The sequence below is a fragment of the Sphingomonas anseongensis genome (assembly GCF_023516495.1).
Taxonomy (GTDB): Bacteria; Pseudomonadota; Alphaproteobacteria; order Sphingomonadales; family Sphingomonadaceae; genus Sphingomicrobium; species Sphingomicrobium anseongensis.
Genome location: NZ_JAMGBC010000001.1, coordinates 1,342,088 through 1,361,531, shown reverse-complemented (window position 1 = coordinate 1,361,531; position 19,444 = coordinate 1,342,088). Strand labels below are relative to the sequence as shown.

The following is a 19,444-nucleotide window of genomic DNA, read 5'->3' as shown; positions in this document are numbered from 1 at the left end:
GACGATTGTATCGGGACAAGCCGCAGGTGGATCATTTGCGCGGCGGAAGCGGCGGCGTTAGCTAATGCAGATGGATGACAGCGCCGAATCCGAGATTCGAGCGATCATCGAGGAGAGGGTCGCGGCGATCCGCGAAAAGGATGCTGCCCGGGCCATGCGGGTGATGGCCGAAGACGTCGTCGCGTTCGAGCTCGTGCCGCCGCTGGCTCTTCCGCCCGGAGCTGCTCGCGACGAGGCGGGTTTCGCCGCCTGGCTGGCAAGTTTCGAGCGAATTTCCGTCGAGGTCCGCGACCTCCGCATCGAAGCCGACGGCATGGTCGGTTTCGCTCACTCGCTCCACCATTTGACCGGGACGCGCGTCGGCGGTGTGCCTGTAGACCTGTGGTTGCGCTCGACGCTCTGCTTCCGGTGCGAGCCGGACGGCTGGAAGATTGCGCACGCTCACAGCTCGGTCCCCTTCCATCCTGGACCGGAGATGAGGGCCGCCGTGGACTTGAAGCCGGCCTAGTGCCGGCCGGCGAGTTCGCTCGTCAGCGGGTGTCGCGCTTCAGTGCAAGGCCGCTGGCGTTGAACCACTCGTTGGCGCGGTTGGTGAATAGGAAGGCTGAGATCACCACGAGGATGACCACGCCGAGGATCATGCCATACCCCGGCGACCCGACGAGATAGCCGACCACGATGCCGATCACGCCCCACGCGACGTAAAGCACTCGCGACCACGGCTGGCCCTTCCATATTCCGTAGGCGACGACGAGCGTGACGATCGCCCCGATCGCGGTCCATGCCTGTTGGAACGGCAGGGGCATGTTGCTCTGCTCGGCCATCTTCGCGGCAAGCTCCGCACTGGTGGTTGCCATTACGATGCCGGCCAGCCCGAGCAACGCCAGGATCACCAGCACCCACGCTATGATCGTCAGTGACAGCGGACGCTTTTCCATTTCGTCTCCCCCTAATGGAACCGGCCTGAGACTAACGCGCGACTCCGCATTCGCAACCGGCGGCGAACGACTATTCTGCGAATGGACGAATGGCGCGGGAAGGCGCCTACCAGGTCGGCGCGGTCGGCCTGTGGCTTGCCCTGGCGACCTGCGCCTTGATCAGGTGGCTCTTGAGCTTCTTGCGCATTGTCTCGGCGCCGTCGTTGCTCATGCAGACGAGGCGGACGCCGCCTTCGGGAAGCCGCTCGATGGCGGAGACTCCGACATTGGCGGAAGCGCAGCGATTGACGACGTCACCTTCGTCCATCGAAACGAAAAGCACGCGGCTCATGCCGCATCCTCATTGGGGAAGTGTTTGAGATCCAATTGATTGGCTCCGGACAGGTAAGCGGGAGCGCGTTTTCGTCTCTCAGCCGCACAGGCTTACGAAGTCATTCCGTGCGATGGGCGGCTTGTACCACAACGGCCGTTTTTTCCCTAATCGGCCGGCGATCGTCAGCGTCGCTTCCCCTTGCGACTTAAACAATTTGGCAATGGCGTTCGGGTAGGAACGGCACCCGTGTGATTTCGGGGATGTTGCATGGGTATCGAGCTGAGCAGGGAAACGATCGCGGCACTCAAGGAGCGCGCAGGCCGCTCCGACCGGCGGTCGGATTCGAGCGAGATGGAGGCGAACAGCCAAGGCATCGACGAGATGCTGGCATCCACCCCCAAGAGCGACGACCCGGCGGTCCGCGAATATCTCGAAGGGATGAACACGCCTTTCGCGGGAATGATCGCCAACATGGTCACCGGCGACGGCAGCGAGGCGAAGGGCTTTCTCGGAACGATCGGCTCGCTTCTCGGCGGGAAGCAGATGTTCGCAATGGGGCCGGGCGGAGAGACATTTTCGTTTGGACCGAAGCGGGCTCCGACCAAGGCGCCGCCCCCGGCAAGCGAGGCGGAGGTCGCGGCCGCGGAGGCGAAGCTCGGCTTCAGGCTGCCCGAAGAGCTTCGGCAATTTTATCTGGAGGTGGCAAACGGCGGCGTCGGGCCGGGCGACGGCCTCTACAGCCTCAAGGAGCTGCTCGCGAAGTGGCGTGAGATGACGGATGAGCCGGTCGGGCCGCGCGGACAGAAATGGCCCCGGAAGCTGCTCCCGGTCCACGGCGACGACTGGGACCTGACCTGCATCGATTGCGACAGCGGCGGCCTCGTCTATTTCGACGTCGAGGAAGTGGACTACGGCGGCTGGAAAGCCTGCTTCAAGGATGAGGAGCAAAGCCTCGAATCCTGGCTCGGCAAATGGCTGGCCAAGCCAAGCCTCGAGGAGAAGGCCAAGCTTCGCGCCGAGCGCCCGGCGCCGCGCCAGCTTAGCGATTCCGACATCGAGGCGTGGGAGGAAGACCATCCCGAGTTCGCCGAATATAACCGCCGCGCGAAGGCGTTCCTGATGACCCCCGAAGAGCGGGCGGCGATCGGCCTTCCGGAGACCGGCTGGGAAGAGAAGGTGTGGGAAGGCCTGGATCTCAGCAAGATCAAGCACCCGACGCCGGGCTATGCCGAGCGGCGCAAGCCTCGCGGCGACGGCGAGCAGTGAGCGGCCTGCCGCTAACCGCTCGCTAACCTGCGCTGGTGTAAGGACGCGGCGTGAGCAAGAATTGGAAGCCTGGAAAAAAGACCGTCGAGCTGCAGCCCGCAGCTCGCCCGTCGCGTATCCGCCGCGATCCCGTGCCCGCCGACAAGGCGGCCGAGGACGGCAAGCTGACGTGGGAATCGAGCGAGCGCGAGATCTGGCTGGCCATGCTCGGAGTGCTCCTGTTCGCCGTCGCCATCGACATCATCGTGGTCGCGATCAGCGCTTACTGGACCTGAGGGTGGCGCCCGGTGGGGGCGACCTCAGGTGGACGCCGAAACTCGGGGGGTCGCACGGCTCATCAGCGTACCGAGGACCGCGGCGACGATCAGCAGCACCGGAACGTCGCCCACCAAATGCCCCATCATCATCGGGGTCCGGAACGACTCCCATGCCATGACGAGCGAATGGGCGACGCTCGACCACACGACGAACCAGATCAGCGAGGCGTTCGCCGCCGGGTCTTTCGCGGCGCGGATCATGAAGATTCCGAGCGTCGAATAGAATGCGATGATCATCGGGTAATAGTCGCTGGCGAGCGGGCTGCCCTGATGCCAGGCCCAACCGGACGGCCACAGGATGCCGAGCGGAAGGAGCAGCAGGAAAGCGACGCCGAATATGGCGAGCGCGGCGGACAGAAGGGGAGTCTTGCCGGTCATTGTCTCTTCATCTCCTGGTTCGAGATCGACGTACGCGGCTACGCTACTCGCGAAGATGGCAGCTTCATTACGGTAACTAAACAAAGGCCGGAAGCGACCGCCAATCAATGAAGCCAGCCGATCGATAAGAACGGCTTATGAGGACGCGCTGCCCCAGCGGGGCGGGCGGCGGAGTTGGTGTCGAGCTAGGCCGGTTCGGTCGCCTTCTGCTTCGCGCCGGCCGGCGCGTACATGGCGGGGTCGTATTGCGAGCGGCTGGAGATTGCGATTCGGTTCCAGCTGTTGATCTGCACCACGGCGAAGATCAGCCAGCCGATCTCCTCCTCGCTGAAATGCTCTTTCAGCTCGTCGAAGGCTTCGCGCGAGGCGCCGCTGTCGGAGATCAGGGTCAGCTCCTCGGTCCAGCGAAGCGCGGCGCGCTCCTTGTCGGTGTAGAGTGGCGATTCCTCCCAGGCGTCGAGCGCCGTCATCCGCTCCGGCCGCTCGCCGTGGCGAAGCGCCTGGTCGGTGTGCATCTGAAGGCAGAAGGCGCAGCCGTTGATCTGCGACGCGCGCAGCTTGATGAGGTGGAAGAGCGTCGGCTCGACGTGGCGAGCAATGAGCGCCTCCAGCTGGAGCAGGTGCCGATAGGCCTCCGGGTTCACATCGGTGAGGCTGAAGCGGGGCGGTTCGAGCATAAAGGGCTCCTCTCGTCTGTCCGGTTGGCGACGTTGCGCGAGGTAGGAGCGGGCGCGGGGGGATCAAGGGCTGAGCCGCCGAGCACAAGCGCGCGATTGCGAAGCAAGCGGAGCTTGTGTCGAGAGACGGCGTAAGCCCGGCCGGCGGGTGGCCGAAGGCCAACCCGTTCGACGTCACGAATTCACTTCGTGACGGCTTTCTGCCTTGCGGCGCGTAATTGCGTATCGCCGTCGCTCGTGACACCATCGGCAATGCTCATTTTTGCCGCCGCCTTGGCGATGATGATCGCCCAGCCATCAGCCGTTCCCGATCCACGCAGTGCCGATGCTGTCGCACTCTTCGACGACATGTGCGTGCGGAGCTTGCTTGGTCAAAAGACGTCGGGCGACCCAACCCGCTTTCAGATGATGAAGGTGGATGAGAAAGACGCGCGGGAGACGCTGCCGGAATTTGACGCCGACAAAGCTTGGGGCGTTGTCGGGACACAGTCTAAAGTGCGGATGTTCGTGGGGTCCAGCCATGGAATCTGCGCTGCTGAAGTCCTTTCCGCAGATCGCGATTCCGTGCGTGCAGAGTTCGACCAGCTCGTGAATCGAACTGCGACATTCCTCCATTCAAGCGCTGCGCTCGAGGTGCAGAACGACAATCCGATCAACGGGAAGCCTGCAAGCTACAGGGCGTGGCGTCTCAAGTCCCCGAAGGGAGACATAATGCTCGCGCTCACCGCCGCGTCGGAAGGAGCCGCAGACGTGCAACATCTGATGACGGCCAGTTACGTAAAGTAGCCAAGCTAGCGGCCCAGATTGGTGATTAAGTAAACTGCTGCCGTAATGGAAACGATGGGGAGGGTCCGAGCCTACGAACGTGAATGGCTTCCCTCAAGCAAGAAGCCCATTATTGCCTCTTCAACATATCGGCGAAAAAACTTACAATAGCTCGTCGCTGTTGTGATGTAGGCAGTGTAGAGAACGAAGAAATATAAGAGCCAGCCTACAGCATTACCGGCACCATGAGATACGCGGTCAAAGTTGTAAGTCAACTTTGCTATTAAGTACGCGAATTCTAGCCAGATCGATACCAAAAACAGATAAGAAAGTGATCTCATCAGGCCAGATATGGTAAGATAATTATACATGCTAGATGCTGCGACTGGTCTATTATAGCTCGTGTAATATTCTATCCACCTAAACCACTGTTTATTCTCATCAAAATCAAAATCCGTGAGCTCTGACTTCATCAACTGCTTCGCACGGTCGAGCATTCGAGCCGGCAAACGTGTGTCTGCGAAATCGAAGAAGCCAAAGAAGTAAACGAGCGCGTACCATGGAAGCATAGGAAGGTGGATAATTGTCGGAAAGATTTTGGGAACAGGAACTCTCAGCCGAGTAAGAGGGATTCTGAACCACATCAGCAATCGCGTTTTGAGGTTTGAGCGTATTTCGCTCTTCAGAGATCTGAGCCTTTTCGATTCGTGCGCGGTGTTTATCTCGACGATCTTGCTGAACTTGCCCAGCGTGCGTTCAACGAAGCCTTCTATGAAATAGGATGACTGATAGGAAACCAAGTGCCCGAGCACGTATGAGCAGACGCCCAGCAGCACGAGGTAAATGACGTCTTGAACCCACGTGCTCGTCCCATTCGACACCAGGCTACTGAAATCGAAGATGCTGAAGGGGCGCGCTACGTACCTCCAAAAAATGAGGACAGCGAACAGGCCGCCACCGAGGTATACAACCAAGTCGTAATTCGCGAACGGCGCCTTCGAAAAGAAGGGCACTTCAATTTCGCGACCCCGATGCACGAACTACTCCGCCGCCACCCCCGCAGCACTAAACATATCCGGATCGCCGCCTTCACCCGCCGCCGCATCCGCCGCGGCTTCCGCCCCGTCGTTCGCCGCCTTGGCCTTCTGCCGGCGGTCGAAATTGTCCCAGACCTCGTTCCAGTTCCCGCGCGTCGCGGCCTTCGAATATTCCGTCGCGCGGGTCTCGAAGAAGTTGGCGTGCTCGACGCCGTTGAGCATCGGCGCGAGCCAGGGGAGCGGGTGCTCGTCGACCATGTAGATCGGCTGGAAGCCGAGCTGGCCGAGCCTCCAGTCGGCGATGAAGCGGATGTACTTCTTGATCTGCTTGGCGGTCATGCCTTCGACCGGGCCCATTTCGAACGCCAGGTCGATGAACGCATCTTCCAGCCTGACCGTCTTCTGGCAGGTGTCGATGATCGCTTCCTTGACGTTCTTCGTCAGGCAATTGCGTTCCTTGCAGAAGGCGTGGAACAGCTTGATGATCCCTTCGCAGTGAAGGCTCTCGTCGCGGATCGACCAGCTGATGATCTGCCCCATGCCCTTCATCTTGTTGAAGCGCGGGAAGTTCATCAGCATCGCGAAGCTGGCGAACAGCTGCAGCCCCTCGGTGAAGCCGCCGAACATGGCCAGGGTCTTGGCGATGTCCTCGTCATTATCGACGCCGAACTGCTGCATGTAATCATGCTTGTCCTTCATCTCCTTGAACTGGAGGAAGGCGCTGTATTCGCTCTCCGGCATCCCGATCGTGTCGAGCAGGTGCGAGTAGGCGGCGATGTGCACCGTCTCCATGTTGGAGAAAGCGGCGAGCATCATCTTGATCTCGGTCGGCTTGAACACGCGGCCGTATTTCTCGTGATAGCAGTCCTGAACCTCGACGTCCGCCTGGGTGAAGAAGCGGAAGATCTGCGTGAGCAGGTTGCGCTCATGGTCGGTGAGCTTCTGCGCCCAATCGCGGCAGTCCTCGCCGAGCGGCACTTCCTCCGGCATCCAGTGGATCTGCTGCTGGCGCTTCCAATATTCGAACGCCCAGGGGTATTCGAACGGCTTGTACTGCTTGCGGGCTTCGAGAAGGGGCATCTAACGCACTCCTAGGAATTGGTTTGGCGTCGCGGTGAAAGCGGCGACGAACAGGACGAGGACGAGCCCGAAGGCGGTCAGCATCATTCCGCCGATGCGAAGCGCGTAGGTCGCGCCCTCGCCGGCGGGCATTGAGAGCAGGCTTCGGGTGATGGACGGGCGGACGAGCGTGGTCAGGCCGACGCCCAGGGTGACGAGGCCGATGATCAGCGCGATGAGATGCGCCGTCGTCATCAGTTGATCCTCTTCGCGCGCACGTCGATCACGCGGTCGCGATAGACGACCTGGCTCTTGCGTGCGCCGATCCCGAAGACCGCGATGCCCAGGAAATAGCCGAAATCGTACCAGCCGCCGTTGTTGGGGACCGCGTAGACGGCGACCTTGTCGGCGAACAGCGAGACGATCCACGCGACCGGGAAGATGAAGCCGTGCCACAGGCCGAGAAGGAAGCCGGGCGTGTTCGCGTCGTGAGCGACGGCGTCCGGCGCCTGGGTCGCGGCGCAGGCGGAAAGAAGGATCGCAAGCACGAGCATCGTCGAGCGAGACCGCCACGCGAACCCACCATTCGCATGGCGGTCTCGTCCCCCCACCTCTGGCAAGTGGGAATTCCTCATCGGCCCAGCTCCGCAGCGGAGGGGCGGTATTCCATCAGTCCGAGCCCGTGGATCAGAATGATCACCGCGATGGCGAACACGAGCACGCCGCCCTGGCTGTCGCCGCGGCGGTAGATGAAGACTCCGCCGGCGATCATCGCGACCGCGACCACGACCTCGATGATTTCGGTGACGGTCATGACGCGGGCCCAGCCATCGCGACCACCTGGTCGAGGCGGTTGGCATAAGCTTCGATGACTGCCGCGGTGCGGCCGACATAAGCCTGCGCGTCGTCAAACCGACGCTGCTCGATGCCTTCGCGGACGCCCGGCAGAGTCTTGGCCCCATAACCCGTCAGAGTGCCCGGAGCGGAGATCAGGTTCTTGTACCAGCCGCGGCCGGGAAGCCCCTGCGGGTCGAGCAGAAGCTGGTCGATGCCGTGAAGCGCCGAGTTGATCCGCGCCTGGGTTGCGGGCGGGAGCTTGTCCTCGCGGGCGAGCATTCCGTCGGCGGCTGCGGCGGCCCGGGTCAGGTGGTCGGATGCATTCTGGAGCGCGAGCATGTCGATCAGCGGCGTGATCCCGAGGTCGGCCGGAGCGACGGTCGGATCGTAGGGCGCCGAGGCGAGCTTGAACGCGTTTTCGCGGCGAAGGTCGACCAGCGCCCGGTCGCGTTCGCGCTGGTCGGCGGCGAGCTTCTGCAGGTCGGCGACATAGCCGCGTACGTCCGACGCGAGGTCGGAATATTGGGCAGGCACCCTGGGCGAATCCGCAGAGCGAAGGACGACCCGGCCGATCACCTTCGACAGGGCAACGCCATAAGCGAGGCCCGGATCGTCGAAGTGCATCACGTGGTAAAAGCTGTCGTAAATCGAGTGATAGCTTCCACCCGACTGGTCCTCGCCGCCGAAGCCGAGGTTGAGCGACGGGATCCCGAGGTGCTGGGCGAAGGCGGAATAATCGGAGCCCGATCCGAGCGGCCCGAGCGGAAGCTTGCCTGCCTTGGCGTCTTCGACAAGCTCGGGACGAACGTCGCCGGGGTTGAGGTAGTGGGCGGCAAGGATCGCCGCCCGGCTGCGCTCGATCACCGGCGCCCCGGTCTGCGGGTCGGCGACGTCGGAGGCGACCTGGCTAACCAGGTGCTGGAGCTCGCCATTGCCCTGCGCGAACAGATAGCCGCGGCCGTTATTGTCGGTGTTGATGTAAAGAACGGCCTTGCGCTTCAGCTCGTCGGCATGGGTCTCGGCCCATTCGGTCGAGCCGAGAAGGCCGGGTTCCTCGCCGTCCCAGCTTGCATAGACGAGCGTGCGATCGGGCCTCCATCCGGTGCGGGCGAGGGTGCCGAGCGCCTTGGCCTCGCTCATCATCGCCACCTGGCCCGTCAGCGGGTCCGCTGCACCCATGACCCAGGCGTCGCGGTGGTTGCCGCGGACGATCCACTGGTCGGGATAGGCCCGGCCCTTCATCACCGCGATCACGTCATAGAGCCGCTTGAGCGACCAGTCGGACTTGACCGCCAGGTGAACCTTCACCGCGTCGGTGCCGCCCCAATGATAGGCCATCGGAAGGCCGCCGCGCTGGTTGCCGGTCACCACCGGCCCTTCGAGCGCGGCCATGATCTTCGATGCGTCGGCATAGGAGATCGGAAGCGCCGGGATCTTGAGCAGGGTCCGAGCTTCCTCGCGAGTCAACCGCTTCGCGTTCGCCGTCGCTCCGATGCCCGGAGTCAGGGGATCGCCCGGATAAAGGGTCATGTCCTGGACCGAGCCGCGCTGGACTCCGCCCTCCGGACGAGCACCGCCCTTGGGATAGGGATCGTCGCCCGAGAATCCGTCGTCGGCGGGATCGGAATAGATGAGGGTTCCGACCGCGCCATGCTCCTGCGCCAGCTTCGGCTTCAGGCCGCGCCAGCCGGCACCGTAGCGCGCGAGGACGATCTTGCCGCGAACGTCGATGCCACGGCGGGCGAGCGCCGCGTAATCGTCGGGCATTCCGTAATTGAGGTAGACCACCGGCGCGGTGACATCGCCGTCGCCCTGATAGGCGACATAGGGCGGAAGCATGCCTTCAAGGTTGGACGTCGGGTCCTGAGCGACCGCCGGCTCCTGCCCGCCGAGGGCCACGTGCTGCGGGGTCACAAGCTCGAGAGTCGTCGAGATCGGCGTAGGATAGAGCACATCGAACGTCTCGATGCGTGCATCCCAGCCCCATTGCTTGAACAGGGCGAGCTCCATCTCCGCGTTTGCCTTGTTGTGCGGCGCTCCGACATGGTTGGGCGCCGACGCCATCTGCTGCAGCCACTGCTGCTGGTCCGCAGCACTGATCTGCGCATCGAATGCGGATTCGAGCCCCTTCGTATCGGCGGCGGAGGCGGGCGATGCGATCGCCAATGCGGCGGCGGCGGTGCCGAGGAGGAGAAACGACTTCACGATCATCAGCGTAGCCCTGCTGTGGCGGCGATGACCGCGGTTGCTGCAAATGCGATCAGGTCGAGCGCGACAAGACCGGCGACGATTCCGCCGACCAGAGCGCCGGCCTTTCCGGCTTTCGTTTTCGGCCGGAGACGGTTCGGAAGGATCACTGGCATGCGAGGCATTCGTCATAGTCGGTGGTCGACGCCAGGGGGATTTCCTTGAGCTCGGGCGTGTTGTCCGCCTCCACTCCTCCGGCGAAACCTGCGCGCTGAACCGACTTGGAGCGAAGGTAATAGAGGCTCTTGATGCCCAGCTCCCACGCTCGGAAGTGGAGCATCAGAAGGTCCCATTTATCGACGTCCGCGGGGATGAACAGGTTCAGCGACTGAGCCTGGTCGATGTAGGGCGTGCGATCGGCGGACAGCTCGATCAGCCAGCGCTGGTCGATCTCGAAGCTGGTCTTGAACACGTCCTTTTCTTCCTGGGTCAGGAAGTCGAGATGCTGGACCGATCCGCCATGCTCGAGGATCGAGTTCCAGATCTTGTCACCGTCCATATGCTTCTCTTTCAGAAGCCTTTCGAGGTGCGGGTTCTTGATCGAGAAGCTGCCCGACAGGGTCTTGTGCGTGTAGACGTTGGCCGGGATCGGCTCGATGCAGGCCGAGGTGCCGCCGCAGATGATCGAGATCGACGCGGTCGGGGCGATCGCCATCTTGCAGCTGAAGCGCTCCATCACACCCATGTCGGCGGCGTCGGGGCACGGCCCGCGCTCCTTGGCGAGCATCATCGAGGCTTCGTCGACCTGCGCCCGGATATGCTTGAAGATCTTGAGGTTCCAGCTCTTGGCCATCGCCCCTTCGAACGGGATGTTGCGGGCCTGAAGGAAGGAATGGAAGCCCATCACCCCGAGGCCGACCGAACGCTCGCGCTCGGCGCTGTACTTGGCGCGCGCCATCTCGTCCGGAGCCCGCGCGATATAGTCGCTGAGCACGTTGTCGAGGAAGCGCATCACGTCCTCGATGAATACCTTGTCGCCGCTCCACTGGTCCCAGGTCTCGAGGTTGAGCGAGGACAAGCAGCAGACGGCGGTGCGGTCGGCGCCGAGATGGTCGCGGCCGGTCGGGAGAGTGATCTCGGAGCACAGGTTCGAGGTCGTGACCTTGAGCCCCAGGTCGCGGTGGTGCTTGGGCATCGACCGGTTCACCTGGTCGATGAAGATGATGTAGGGCTCACCAGTCGCAAGCCGGGTCTCAACCAGCTTCTGAAACAGGGCCCGCGCGTCGACCTTGCCGCGGACGCTCTGGTCCTTGGGCGACCGGAGTTCGAACTCGGCGCCCTCGCGGACAGCTTCCATGAATTCGTCGGTGACCAGCACCCCGTGGTGCAGGTTGAGCGCCTTGCGGTTGAAGTCGCCGCTCGGCTTCCTGATCTCGAGGAACTCCTCGATCTCGGGGTGCGAGATGTCGAGGTAGCAGGCGGCCGACCCGCGACGGAGCGAACCCTGACTGATGGCGAGGGTGAGGCTGTCCATCACCCGCACGAACGGAATGATCCCGCTGGTCTTGCCGTTGAGGCCGACCGGCTCGCCGATGCCGCGGACGCTTCCCCAATAGGTCCCGATCCCGCCGCCCCGGCTGGCCAGCCAGACGTTCTCGTTCCACGTGCCGACGATGCCTTCCAGGCTGTCGGAAACGCTGTTGAGGTAGCAGCTGATCGGAAGTCCGCGGCCGGTGCCGCCGTTGGACAGCACTGGCGTCGCCGGCATGAACCACAGGCGCGAGATGTAGTCGTAGATGCGCTGCGCATGGTCGGCGTCGTCGGCATAGGCGCTCGCGACGCGCGCGAAGAGGTCCTGGTTGCTTTCGCCGGGAAGCAGGTAGCGGTCGCGAAGCGTGTCCTTGCCGAACTCGGTCAAAAGCTCGTCGCGGGCCTCGTCGGTCTTCACCGGATAAGCGGGGGGAGTGACGCTCTTGCTCGACTGCACCGCGGCGGTCACGTCGCCGGTTGGAACTTCGCTTCCAGTCGTGAAATCCATCGCTCTACCCCGTCGACTTTCCGGCTCTGCACGAGCCTTTTGTTCTCGAATCGTTCTACTCTCATGGACCCGCCAAGACGAGTCCTTTTGCGCCGCGCGGAGAGGGTTTGCCATGGCGTCACCCTGTGGAAAGCGGGGACGAGTTCGTCCGTCACCGGAATATAGGAATTCCGGCGCCGAACACCAGCAGTTGAGTGTCCCCCTTCCCGCGCTACTACCTATTGTGCCTCATTCGCCGCTGAACGCAAGCGGATAAATTCATTCTCAACCAAGATTCCTGTGGATTTACGAGGCCGCGAAATCAGCGCCGGAGGTCAGGCCTGCCCGCTGACCGACGTCTCAGCCCCGTCCGGGTCGCGGATTTGCGCGATGTGCATTCCGTGCATCTCGGTTGGTGGCCTGGTGAACTCGACGCCGAGTTCTTCCCGGCGCGAATGTAAGCCGCCCAAATCCTCGCTTGCGAAGCCGAGTTCGACCGTCCCGGCCTTCTTGTCATCCGAGGCCGAATGAAGCGCCAGCGTCGTCTGGCCGGTGGCGAACTCGCTCCACTCAGGCGATTGGAACTTGAGCGGGAGGCCGAGGATGTCGCGATGGAAAGCAACTGCTCGATCCATGTCGGCGACGTATTTGATTGCGTAGGTGAGTTGCATCTTTTGCCTCCTTCGCCGGGCGGATTATAGCAGGTCGCGCCGGCGGGAGGCGCTCGTGAAAAAATGGCTGTTGGCGGGACTCGCCTTGCTACCTGCTTCGCCTGCCGCGGCGGCGGCCGGTGTGGAGTCCATCTGCGCCGACCGGCCCGGCAAGGCGACTCCGACCTGCACGGTTCCGAGCGGAATCCTGCAAGTGGAAACCGGCGTCGCAGATTGGATCCGGGATCGATCGGGCGGCATTCGTTCAGCTTCGCTGACGGTCGGCGACACCGCGGTGAAGATCGGCGTCACCGACCGGTTCCATATCGAGCTGGACTTCACGCCTTTTACGCGAGCAGACGAACGCGCGGGCGGCAACCGCCGCCGCGCATCAGGGCTCGGCGATGCGGGCGTCGCGCTCAAATACCGGATGACCGCCGACGACGCGCCCGTCCAGTTCGCAGTGCGCCCCTTCGTCAAGCTTCCGGTTGCAAAGCGCTCCATCGGCAACGGCAAGGTCGAAGGCGGCGCCGAGTTTTCGCTGGATTCGACCTTCGCCGGATCTTCGGCCGGCTGGAACCTGGATTCCGAAGTCGATGTTGTCTCCGACGCGGACGGCTCCGGATACCATTTCGCGATGGCCCAGGCCGCGAGTGCGGGTTTGCCGTTGTCCGATCGGTTCACAGTCTCTGCAGAGCTGTGGACTTCGTCGGACTTCGATCCGGATCGGACGGTAAGGCAATATTCAATCGACGCCGCCGCGGCCTATCTCGTTTCAAGCGACTTGCAGCTGGATGCGGGGGTCGACCTCGGCCTCAATCGCGACACCCCAGATCTGGAAATCTACAGCGGAATCGCGATTAGGTTCTGAACTCTCAGAATACGATCAGCCTCGCCCCGGCGATGACCAGCACGATCGAAAGCGCTATCCGGATGAGCTTTTCGCTGACCCGGTGGACCAGAAGCGACCCGGTGACGATCCCTGGGATCGAGCCGACGAGCAGGCTCAGCAACAGGTGGCCGTCGACGCTTCCGATGAGCAGGTGCCCGATACCGGCCACGAGTGTCAGTGGGATCGCATGGACGATGTCGGTCCCGACGATTTGCTTGGCGTTGAGCCTGACTGGATAGAGGAACACCAACAGGGTCGCCGCGAGCGCCCCCGCGCCGACGGAGGTGAGGGTGACGAGCACTCCAAGTACCGCTCCGGCGAAGATGGTGAGCGGCAACTGCAACCGCATGGCTCCCGTCTTGCCGCCGCCGCGCATCGAAAGCACCCAGCGATGGAGCGTTGGCCGCGCGATCGTCCCGGCTGCGGTGACGAGCAGCACCAGCCCCAGCGCGAACGGAAGCCAGCCGTGCTTCACCTGCGCCCAGTTCATCGCATTCAGGATGACGAGCGTGACGATCGCCGCGGGGATGCTGCCCATCGCCAGGCGCATGACGACGTTGAGGTCTGCGTTCTGCTTTGCGTGATGGATGCTTCCGCCGACCGACTTGGTGATGCTTGCGAACCACAGGTCGGTGCCGATCGCGGTCGTCGGCGCTACCCCGAAGATTAGGATCAGGAGCGGGGCCATCAGCGACCCGCCGCCGACGCCGGTCACTCCGACCAGGAGGCCCACAAGGAATCCGGAAAGCGCGTGGGCGAAATCCATCGCCGCCGGCTAGCACGCGCCAAATGCGTTGGGGAGCGGGAGCGTCTTCGGCTCCCGCTCCCCCGATGGCTGGAAAGTCTCGGCTCGGCTTGTGCCGAGCGGCTTTCCGATTAGCCGCGTTCGCCGGCCTGCGCTGCCGACGGCGGCGGAGGCGGAGGAGGCGGGGGCGGCGGCACAGGACAGGCCATTCCGGCCGCCACCTGCGTTCCGTCAGGACAGGTGGTCATCGGCGGAGGCGGGGGAGGCGGAGGCGGCGGGCAAGGAATGGTCGCATCCATGACTGACCCATCCGGACACGTATGGGTCGGCGGGGTGGTCGCGCATGCCGACAAAGCAAGCGTCGCCCCAACCAACAAAGTAATTTTCCGCATCTTCCTCTCCCTTATGGTTTCGGCCTGACAACGAAATTGGGGTACGGCTGTTCCCTTGTCCAGTCAGCGTGCAATTCGTGCCAACGATCGGGAGAAAGCGAGCTCTTCGGCGGCCCTGAACGCACTTCGCCCGCGGGGCGGATCGTCGCCCAACCCGGTGACGAAGAAGGCGACGCCGGTTCCGTGCGCCCGGTCGAGCCATAGGCCCGAGCGAAGCCCGTAGGCATCGCCGGCATGGCCGACGCGAGTGATCCCATCGCCGGCCGGATCGTCGCTGCACCCCCTCGCCGGAGTCGGGATGGTCTGGGTGGCGAGTCCGTACGTGCAGTAGAAGCCGTGGTCCGTGTCGCCGTTGCGCCCGTCGAAACGCCATACGGGAGAGAACATTGCCTCGACCGATTGGGACGAGAGGATTTGGGCGCCGTCCAGTGTTCCGCCGTTGAGCAGCATGCGGCCGACGCGCTCCAGCCCGCGGACGGAAATCCTGAGGCCGCCCTGGGGAGCGAACAGCGATCCGTTCTCTCCTAGCCGCCAAAGGGACAGGTCGCAGGGCTTGCCCTCCTTGACGAACACGGGGCAGGCGGGGCGCTTGCCGTGCAGGTCGTCCTTCACCGGCTTGCCGTCGGGAGCGTCGAGCTCGACGGCGCGCGCTATCGCGGCGTCGCTGCACGTCGGCCAATTGTAGCAGGCGTCGATCTTCATCGGATCGAGCACATTGGCCCGCATCCATATGTCGAAGCGCTCGCCCGTCACTCTTTCGACGATCGAGCCGACGATCGGAAAGTTCATGTTCGAATAAGTGAAATAGCCATCGCCCGGGCCGTGGGTGACGTCCCAAGACTTGGGATTGGCCATTTCTGCCTGGACGGAGCCGCCGAGCGAGATCGCATATTGATCGTCATGATCGCGGACCGAGCTGGTATGCGACAGGAGCTGGCGGAGGGTTATGGCGCGGTCGGAAAAGGCGGGATTCCTCAAGCTCCACCCGAGCCAGCGCGACACGTCGCTGTCGAGGTCGAGCCTGCCAGCTTCGACGAGCTTCATCACACCCACCGCGACGACCAGCTTGCTGACCGACGCAACGCGGACGGGATCGTCGGGGGTGACCGCACGGCCGCTTTGCGGGTCGGCCATGCCTTCCGCGAAAGCGCCCAGCTCGCCGTTCCTGTCGAAGGCGACTCCAGCTTGCGCCAGCGGGACCGGCGGGAGCCGGACGCTTGTGCAACCGGCAAGCGCGAAGGCGGCGAGAATGGAGAGGGCCCACCTCATGGCGCGATCACGTTCAACGCCTTCGGCCGGATCTTGTACTTCAGCGGCGGCTTCATATGCAGGGTCTCCCCGTCGAGCGACACCGCCATCTTCGAGTGGCGGCTGTCGACCTTCAACGTCTTCACGCCATCGATCTGCGCAGCGTCCTCGCGGCGGGCGCGGCCGAACAAGGCCCGGACGCTGGCCAGGCAGAAGCCCAGTCGCGATTTCCTCCGAAGGACGAGCACGAACAGCTCGCCGCGGTCGATCGCTTCCCTGGTCCCGGCGCCGGGCATTTCCAGGCGATATGCGTTGTTGCCGACGAACAGCAGAGGCGTATCGACCACAGCGGTCTGGTTGTTGACCGTCAGCCTCAGCCTCCGGCTCGAGAATCGCAACAGGGTCCGCGTTGCTGCGACCGCCATCGCCCAGCGCTTGCTTCGGCCCAGGTCGGACTGCTGCGCCTCGCGGTCGAGGACCATCAGCGGGTAGAGCCCGACTGCGCTGTTGTTGACGAATACCCGCCCGTTGACCTCCGCGAGGTCGACCGGCCGCGCCTTGCCAGTGGCGATCAGCTTCGCAGCCTCTGCAAGGTCGGTCGGGATTTTGAGGTCGCGCGCAAAGTGGTTCAGCGTTCCGAGCGGAAGGACCCCCAAACAACTCTTCGTTCCAGCAAGCACTCCGGCGACGCAGCTGATGGTGCCGTCGCCGCCGCCGGCGATCACCAGCCGGGCGCCCTTGGCGACCGCGGCCTTTGCAGCCTTCGCGATGTGCCTGCCTTCAAGCCATTGGACGTCGCCCTCAATCCCGGCCGAGGCGAGCGCGTCTTCGATCGCCGGCCGTTCGCCGACCGAGCCGCCGCCTCGGTTGATGAGGATTGCCGCCTTCATCGGGCTGCCGAGGGTTGAAGCGGGGTCAGGACTCCTTCGCCGTGCACTCGCCGACGCGCTTGGCATCGACCTTGATCTTCATCGATACGTTCGCGGCCGACTGGCCCCCCTCCATCGTGGAGGTCATTTGCATGGTGTAGGCCTCTCCGGAATAAGTGCCGTTCATTTCCATGACCTGCGTCGACCCGTTCTGCGTGCAGTGCATTTCCGCGTCGATCTTGCCGTGGCCCATCTTGAAATGGTCGTAGCGGCACTGGTCGTTACCGCCGAAGAACTTTGCCCTGGGCTGCTTGGCTTCTTCTGGAGTCAGGCAGGTTTCGGTTGTCTGCGTCTGCGCCATCATCTTCTTCATCTGCTCGGCGGCCTGGGGCGGCATTCCAGGCATCGTCATCTGCTCGATGTTGACGGTCGATTGCCATTTGCCGGGACGGATGAATCCTTCGGCCTTGGTTGCCTCGCTGACCTTCTGACTGACCTCCTCGACGCTGGCATTCTTCTCGTTGACCGTCGGCTTCGACCCGCAGGCAGCGAGCGGGAGTATGAGGGTGGCAAATAGGATCGATCGGTGGATCACTTGAGGCTCCCCTGTTTAGCGGCCGCGTTGCGCCCGTTTGACCGCTCCACCATATGCTCAAGGAATGGCGATTCAAATCCGCACCACGCTAGCAGAGCCGGACACCGGCGCGGCCTTCGTGCCGCACAAGCCGGCGCGCCCGGAGAAGGCCGAAGGGGGGCGCAGCTTCGTCATCAAGTCCGACTATGAGCCCGCGGGCGACCAGCCGCAGGCGATCAAGGAGCTGACCGAGGCGGCGCTAGACGGCGAGCGGAGCCAGGTGCTCCTGGGAGTTACCGGCTCCGGTAAGACCTTCACCATGGCCAAGGTCATCGAGACGCTGCAGCGGCCGGCACTGGTTATCGCGCCCAACAAGATCCTCGCCGCCCAGCTTTACGGGGAGTTCAAGAGTTTCTTCCCCGACAATGCGGTCGAATATTTCGTCAGCTATTACGATTACTACCAGCCGGAAGCCTACGTCCCCCGCACCGATACCTACATCGAGAAGGAAAGCTCGGTGAACGAGGCGATCGACCGGATGCGCCACTCGGCGACGCGGTCGCTCCTCGAGCGCGATGACGTAATCATCGTCGCCTCCGTCAGCTGCCTCTACGGCATCGGTTCGGTCGAGACCTATTCGGCGATGACCTTCAGCCTGAAGAAGGGCAGCAGCGAGGATCAGCGCGAGGTCATCCGCAAGCTGGTCGCTCTCCAGTATCGCCGTAACGACCAGTCCTTCGCCCGCGGCAACTTCCGGGTGCGCGGCGACAACCTGGAGATTTTCCCGTCGCACTATGAGGATACGGCGTGGCGGGTGAGCTTCTTCGGGGATGAGATCGAGGAGATCGTCGAGTTCGATCCGTTGACCGGCAAGAAGGCGGCGAGCCTCGACAGCATCAAGGTCTACGCGAACTCACACTATGTGACGCCCGGGCCGACGCTGAAGCAGGCGATGGAAGCGATCAAGCACGAGCTCGCCGAGCGGCTCAAGGAGTTGCAGGCGGAAGGGCGCCTGCTCGAGGCGCAGCGGCTGGAGCAAAGGACCAATTTCGACCTGGAGATGATCGCAGCGACCGGATCGTGCGCGGGCATCGAAAATTACTCGCGCTTCCTGACCGGGCGACTCCCCGGCGAGCCGCCGCCGACTTTGTTCGAATATCTGCCCGACAACGCTTTGCTGTTCGTCGATGAGAGCCATCAGACGGTGCCGCAGATCGGGGCGATGGCGCGCGGCGACCATCGGCGGAAGATCACGCTCGCCGAGTACGGGTTCAGGCTGCCGAGCTGTATCGACAACCGGCCGCTTCGGTTCAACGAATGGGACGCGATGCGCCCGCAGACGACCTTTGTCTCGGCGACTCCCGGGCCATGGGAGATGAACGAGACCGGCGGCGTCTTCTCGGAGCAGGTCATCCGCCCGACCGGGCTCATCGACCCGCCGGTCGAGATCAAACCGGTCGAGGACCAGGTCGACGACCTCATCCACGAGGCGAAGGAGACAGCGCGCAAGGGCTACCGCACGCTGGTCACCACGCTGACCAAGCGCATGGCCGAGGACCTCACCGAGTATCTGCACGAAGCAGGGCTCAAGGTCCGCTACATGCACTCCGACGTGGAGACTTTGGAGCGCATCGAGCTGATCCGCGAGCTACGGCTGGGGGTCTATGACGTGCTCGTGGGTATCAACCTTCTACGAGAAGGTTTGGACATTCCGGAGTGCGGACTCGTCGCGATCCTCGACGCCGACAAGGAAGGCTTCCTCCGGTCCGAAACGTCGCTGATCCAGACGATCGGTCGCGCCGCGCGTAACATCGAAGGCCGGGTGATCCTCTACGCGGACACGAAGACGGGATCGATCGAGCGGGCGCTCGCCGAGACCGACCGCAGGCGTGAAAAGCAGGTGGCCTACAACCAGGAGCACGGGATCACTCCCGAGAGCATCAAGCGCAACGTCCACGACATCATGTCGCACCTGGCGACGCGCGACGGCGTGGTGGTGGATACAGGCGACGAGGAGCGGCCGCATCTCGTCGGGCACAATCTCAAGGCCTACATCGCCGATCTCGAACAGCGAATGCGCAAGGCCGCCGCCGACCTCGAGTTCGAGGAAGCGGCGCGGCTGCGCGACGAGATCCGGCGGCTGGAGGAAGACGAGCTCGGGATCCCGGACCCCGACCGCGTGGCGCCGCGCATCGGCCATTCGACCGAAGGCAAGCCCGGCACCCGCAAGGGCCGGTTCGGCAAGTCGCAGCGGACCAGGTTCGGCGGACGGCGGAGTTAGCC

Annotated in this window: 22 protein-coding genes; 6 read left to right on the top strand and 16 right to left on the bottom strand. The window is 63.4% G+C overall.

Features of this window, described 5'->3' with window-relative positions; all coding sequences use genetic code 11:
* Positions 1–70: 70 nt before the first annotated feature.
* Positions 71–508 (top strand): YybH family protein, encoded by a 438-nt coding sequence (locus LZ519_RS07050; RefSeq protein ID WP_249867994.1) that lies wholly within the window; start codon positions 71–73, stop codon positions 506–508.
* A gap of 22 nt (positions 509–530) precedes the next feature.
* Here LZ519_RS07050 and LZ519_RS07045 read toward each other — a convergent pair whose 3' ends face one another.
* Together LZ519_RS07045 and LZ519_RS07040 are read right to left on the bottom strand one after the other, a co-directional pair.
* A complete protein-coding gene (locus LZ519_RS07045; RefSeq protein ID WP_249867993.1) occupies positions 531–938 on the bottom strand; it encodes a hypothetical protein in 408 nt (135 codons plus the stop codon).
* A 106-nt stretch (positions 939–1,044) separates the two neighbouring features.
* Positions 1,045–1,269 (bottom strand): hypothetical protein, encoded by a 225-nt coding sequence (locus tag LZ519_RS07040; RefSeq protein WP_249867992.1) that lies wholly within the window; start codon positions 1,267–1,269, stop codon positions 1,045–1,047.
* A gap of 249 nt (positions 1,270–1,518) precedes the next feature.
* Between LZ519_RS07040 and LZ519_RS07035 the strand changes: the two genes are divergently transcribed.
* On the top strand, positions 1,519–2,517 hold the full coding sequence (locus tag LZ519_RS07035) for an SMI1/KNR4 family protein (protein WP_249867991.1): 999 nt from the start codon (positions 1,519–1,521) through the stop codon (positions 2,515–2,517).
* 50 nt (positions 2,518–2,567) lie between these two features.
* On the top strand, positions 2,568–2,792 hold the full coding sequence (locus tag LZ519_RS07030; protein WP_249867990.1) for a hypothetical protein: 225 nt from the start codon (positions 2,568–2,570) through the stop codon (positions 2,790–2,792).
* Between the two features lie 24 nt (positions 2,793–2,816).
* Here the strand turns inward: LZ519_RS07030 and LZ519_RS07025 are convergent, their stop codons facing one another.
* Together LZ519_RS07025 and LZ519_RS07020 are read right to left on the bottom strand one after the other, a co-directional pair.
* Entirely contained in the window at positions 2,817–3,212 is a 396-nt protein-coding gene (locus tag LZ519_RS07025) for a DUF6632 domain-containing protein (RefSeq protein ID WP_249867989.1), read from the bottom strand.
* 185 nt (positions 3,213–3,397) lie between these two features.
* Positions 3,398–3,889 carry a carboxymuconolactone decarboxylase family protein gene (locus LZ519_RS07020; RefSeq protein ID WP_249867988.1) on the bottom strand — a complete coding sequence of 164 codons (492 nt, stop codon included), beginning with the start codon at positions 3,887–3,889 and terminating at the stop codon, positions 3,398–3,400.
* Between the two features lie 252 nt (positions 3,890–4,141).
* Here LZ519_RS07020 and LZ519_RS07015 point away from each other — a divergent pair, with 252 nt between their 5' ends.
* Entirely contained in the window at positions 4,142–4,675 is a 534-nt protein-coding gene (locus LZ519_RS07015; RefSeq protein WP_249867987.1) for an NMCC_0638 family (lipo)protein, read from the top strand.
* 1,019 nt (positions 4,676–5,694) lie between these two features.
* On the opposite strand, the gene LZ519_RS07010 is transcribed toward LZ519_RS07015, so the two are convergent.
* From LZ519_RS07010 to LZ519_RS06975, 8 genes are all read right to left on the bottom strand, one after another.
* Complete coding sequence (locus tag LZ519_RS07010) at positions 5,695–6,771, bottom strand: ribonucleotide-diphosphate reductase subunit beta (protein ID WP_249867986.1); 1,077 nt, start codon at positions 6,769–6,771, stop codon at positions 5,695–5,697.
* A complete protein-coding gene (locus LZ519_RS07005; protein WP_249867985.1) occupies positions 6,772–7,005 on the bottom strand; it encodes a hypothetical protein in 234 nt (77 codons plus the stop codon). It abuts the gene before it with no gap.
* Positions 7,005–7,304, bottom strand: a complete 300-nt coding sequence (locus tag LZ519_RS07000) for a hypothetical protein (protein ID WP_249867984.1) — start codon at positions 7,302–7,304, stop codon at positions 7,005–7,007. Before LZ519_RS07000 ends, LZ519_RS07005 begins: the two co-directional genes overlap by 1 nt.
* 77 nt (positions 7,305–7,381) lie before the next feature.
* Positions 7,382–7,564, bottom strand: a complete 183-nt coding sequence (locus LZ519_RS06995) for a hypothetical protein (protein ID WP_249867983.1) — start codon at positions 7,562–7,564, stop codon at positions 7,382–7,384.
* Positions 7,561–9,798 (bottom strand): transferrin receptor-like dimerization domain-containing protein, encoded by a 2,238-nt coding sequence (locus LZ519_RS06990; RefSeq protein WP_249867982.1) that lies wholly within the window; start codon positions 9,796–9,798, stop codon positions 7,561–7,563. The genes LZ519_RS06995 and LZ519_RS06990 overlap by 4 nt, the downstream gene beginning before the upstream one ends.
* Positions 9,798–9,959 carry a hypothetical protein gene (locus LZ519_RS06985; RefSeq protein WP_249867981.1) on the bottom strand — a complete coding sequence of 54 codons (162 nt, stop codon included), beginning with the start codon at positions 9,957–9,959 and terminating at the stop codon, positions 9,798–9,800. The genes LZ519_RS06990 and LZ519_RS06985 overlap by 1 nt, the downstream gene beginning before the upstream one ends.
* Positions 9,941–11,812 carry a ribonucleoside-diphosphate reductase subunit alpha gene (locus LZ519_RS06980; protein WP_249867980.1) on the bottom strand — a complete coding sequence of 624 codons (1,872 nt, stop codon included), beginning with the start codon at positions 11,810–11,812 and terminating at the stop codon, positions 9,941–9,943. Before LZ519_RS06980 ends, LZ519_RS06985 begins: the two co-directional genes overlap by 19 nt.
* Before the next feature lie 314 nt (positions 11,813–12,126).
* Positions 12,127–12,462, bottom strand: a complete 336-nt coding sequence (locus LZ519_RS06975) for a VOC family protein (protein ID WP_249867979.1) — start codon at positions 12,460–12,462, stop codon at positions 12,127–12,129.
* A 55-nt stretch (positions 12,463–12,517) separates the two neighbouring features.
* Here LZ519_RS06975 and LZ519_RS06970 point away from each other — a divergent pair, with 55 nt between their 5' ends.
* Positions 12,518–13,312: a transporter gene (locus LZ519_RS06970; protein WP_249867978.1), complete on the top strand. Its 795-nt coding sequence runs from the start codon at positions 12,518–12,520 to the stop codon at positions 13,310–13,312.
* 4 nt (positions 13,313–13,316) lie between these two features.
* On the opposite strand, the gene LZ519_RS06965 is transcribed toward LZ519_RS06970, so the two are convergent.
* The 4 genes from LZ519_RS06965 to LZ519_RS06950 all read right to left on the bottom strand — a co-directional run bounded on the left by LZ519_RS06965 (position 13,317) and on the right by LZ519_RS06950 (position 17,182).
* Positions 13,317–14,099: a sulfite exporter TauE/SafE family protein gene (locus tag LZ519_RS06965; RefSeq protein WP_249867977.1), complete on the bottom strand. Its 783-nt coding sequence runs from the start codon at positions 14,097–14,099 to the stop codon at positions 13,317–13,319.
* A 434-nt stretch (positions 14,100–14,533) separates the two neighbouring features.
* On the bottom strand, positions 14,534–15,739 hold the full coding sequence (locus tag LZ519_RS06960) for a serine hydrolase domain-containing protein (protein WP_249867976.1): 1,206 nt from the start codon (positions 15,737–15,739) through the stop codon (positions 14,534–14,536).
* The gene (locus LZ519_RS06955) at positions 15,736–16,608 is read right to left on the bottom strand and encodes a diacylglycerol/lipid kinase family protein (protein WP_249867975.1); all 873 of its coding nucleotides are present in this window, start codon (positions 16,606–16,608) and stop codon (positions 15,736–15,738) included. The genes LZ519_RS06960 and LZ519_RS06955 overlap by 4 nt, the downstream gene beginning before the upstream one ends.
* A 25-nt stretch (positions 16,609–16,633) precedes the next feature.
* On the bottom strand, positions 16,634–17,182 hold the full coding sequence (locus LZ519_RS06950) for a DUF3617 domain-containing protein (protein ID WP_249867974.1): 549 nt from the start codon (positions 17,180–17,182) through the stop codon (positions 16,634–16,636).
* A gap of 64 nt (positions 17,183–17,246) precedes the next feature.
* Between LZ519_RS06950 and uvrB the strand changes: the two genes are divergently transcribed.
* On the top strand, positions 17,247–19,442 hold the full coding sequence (gene uvrB, locus LZ519_RS06945) for an excinuclease ABC subunit UvrB (protein WP_249867973.1): 2,196 nt from the start codon (positions 17,247–17,249) through the stop codon (positions 19,440–19,442).
* Positions 19,443–19,444 lie beyond the last annotated feature (2 nt).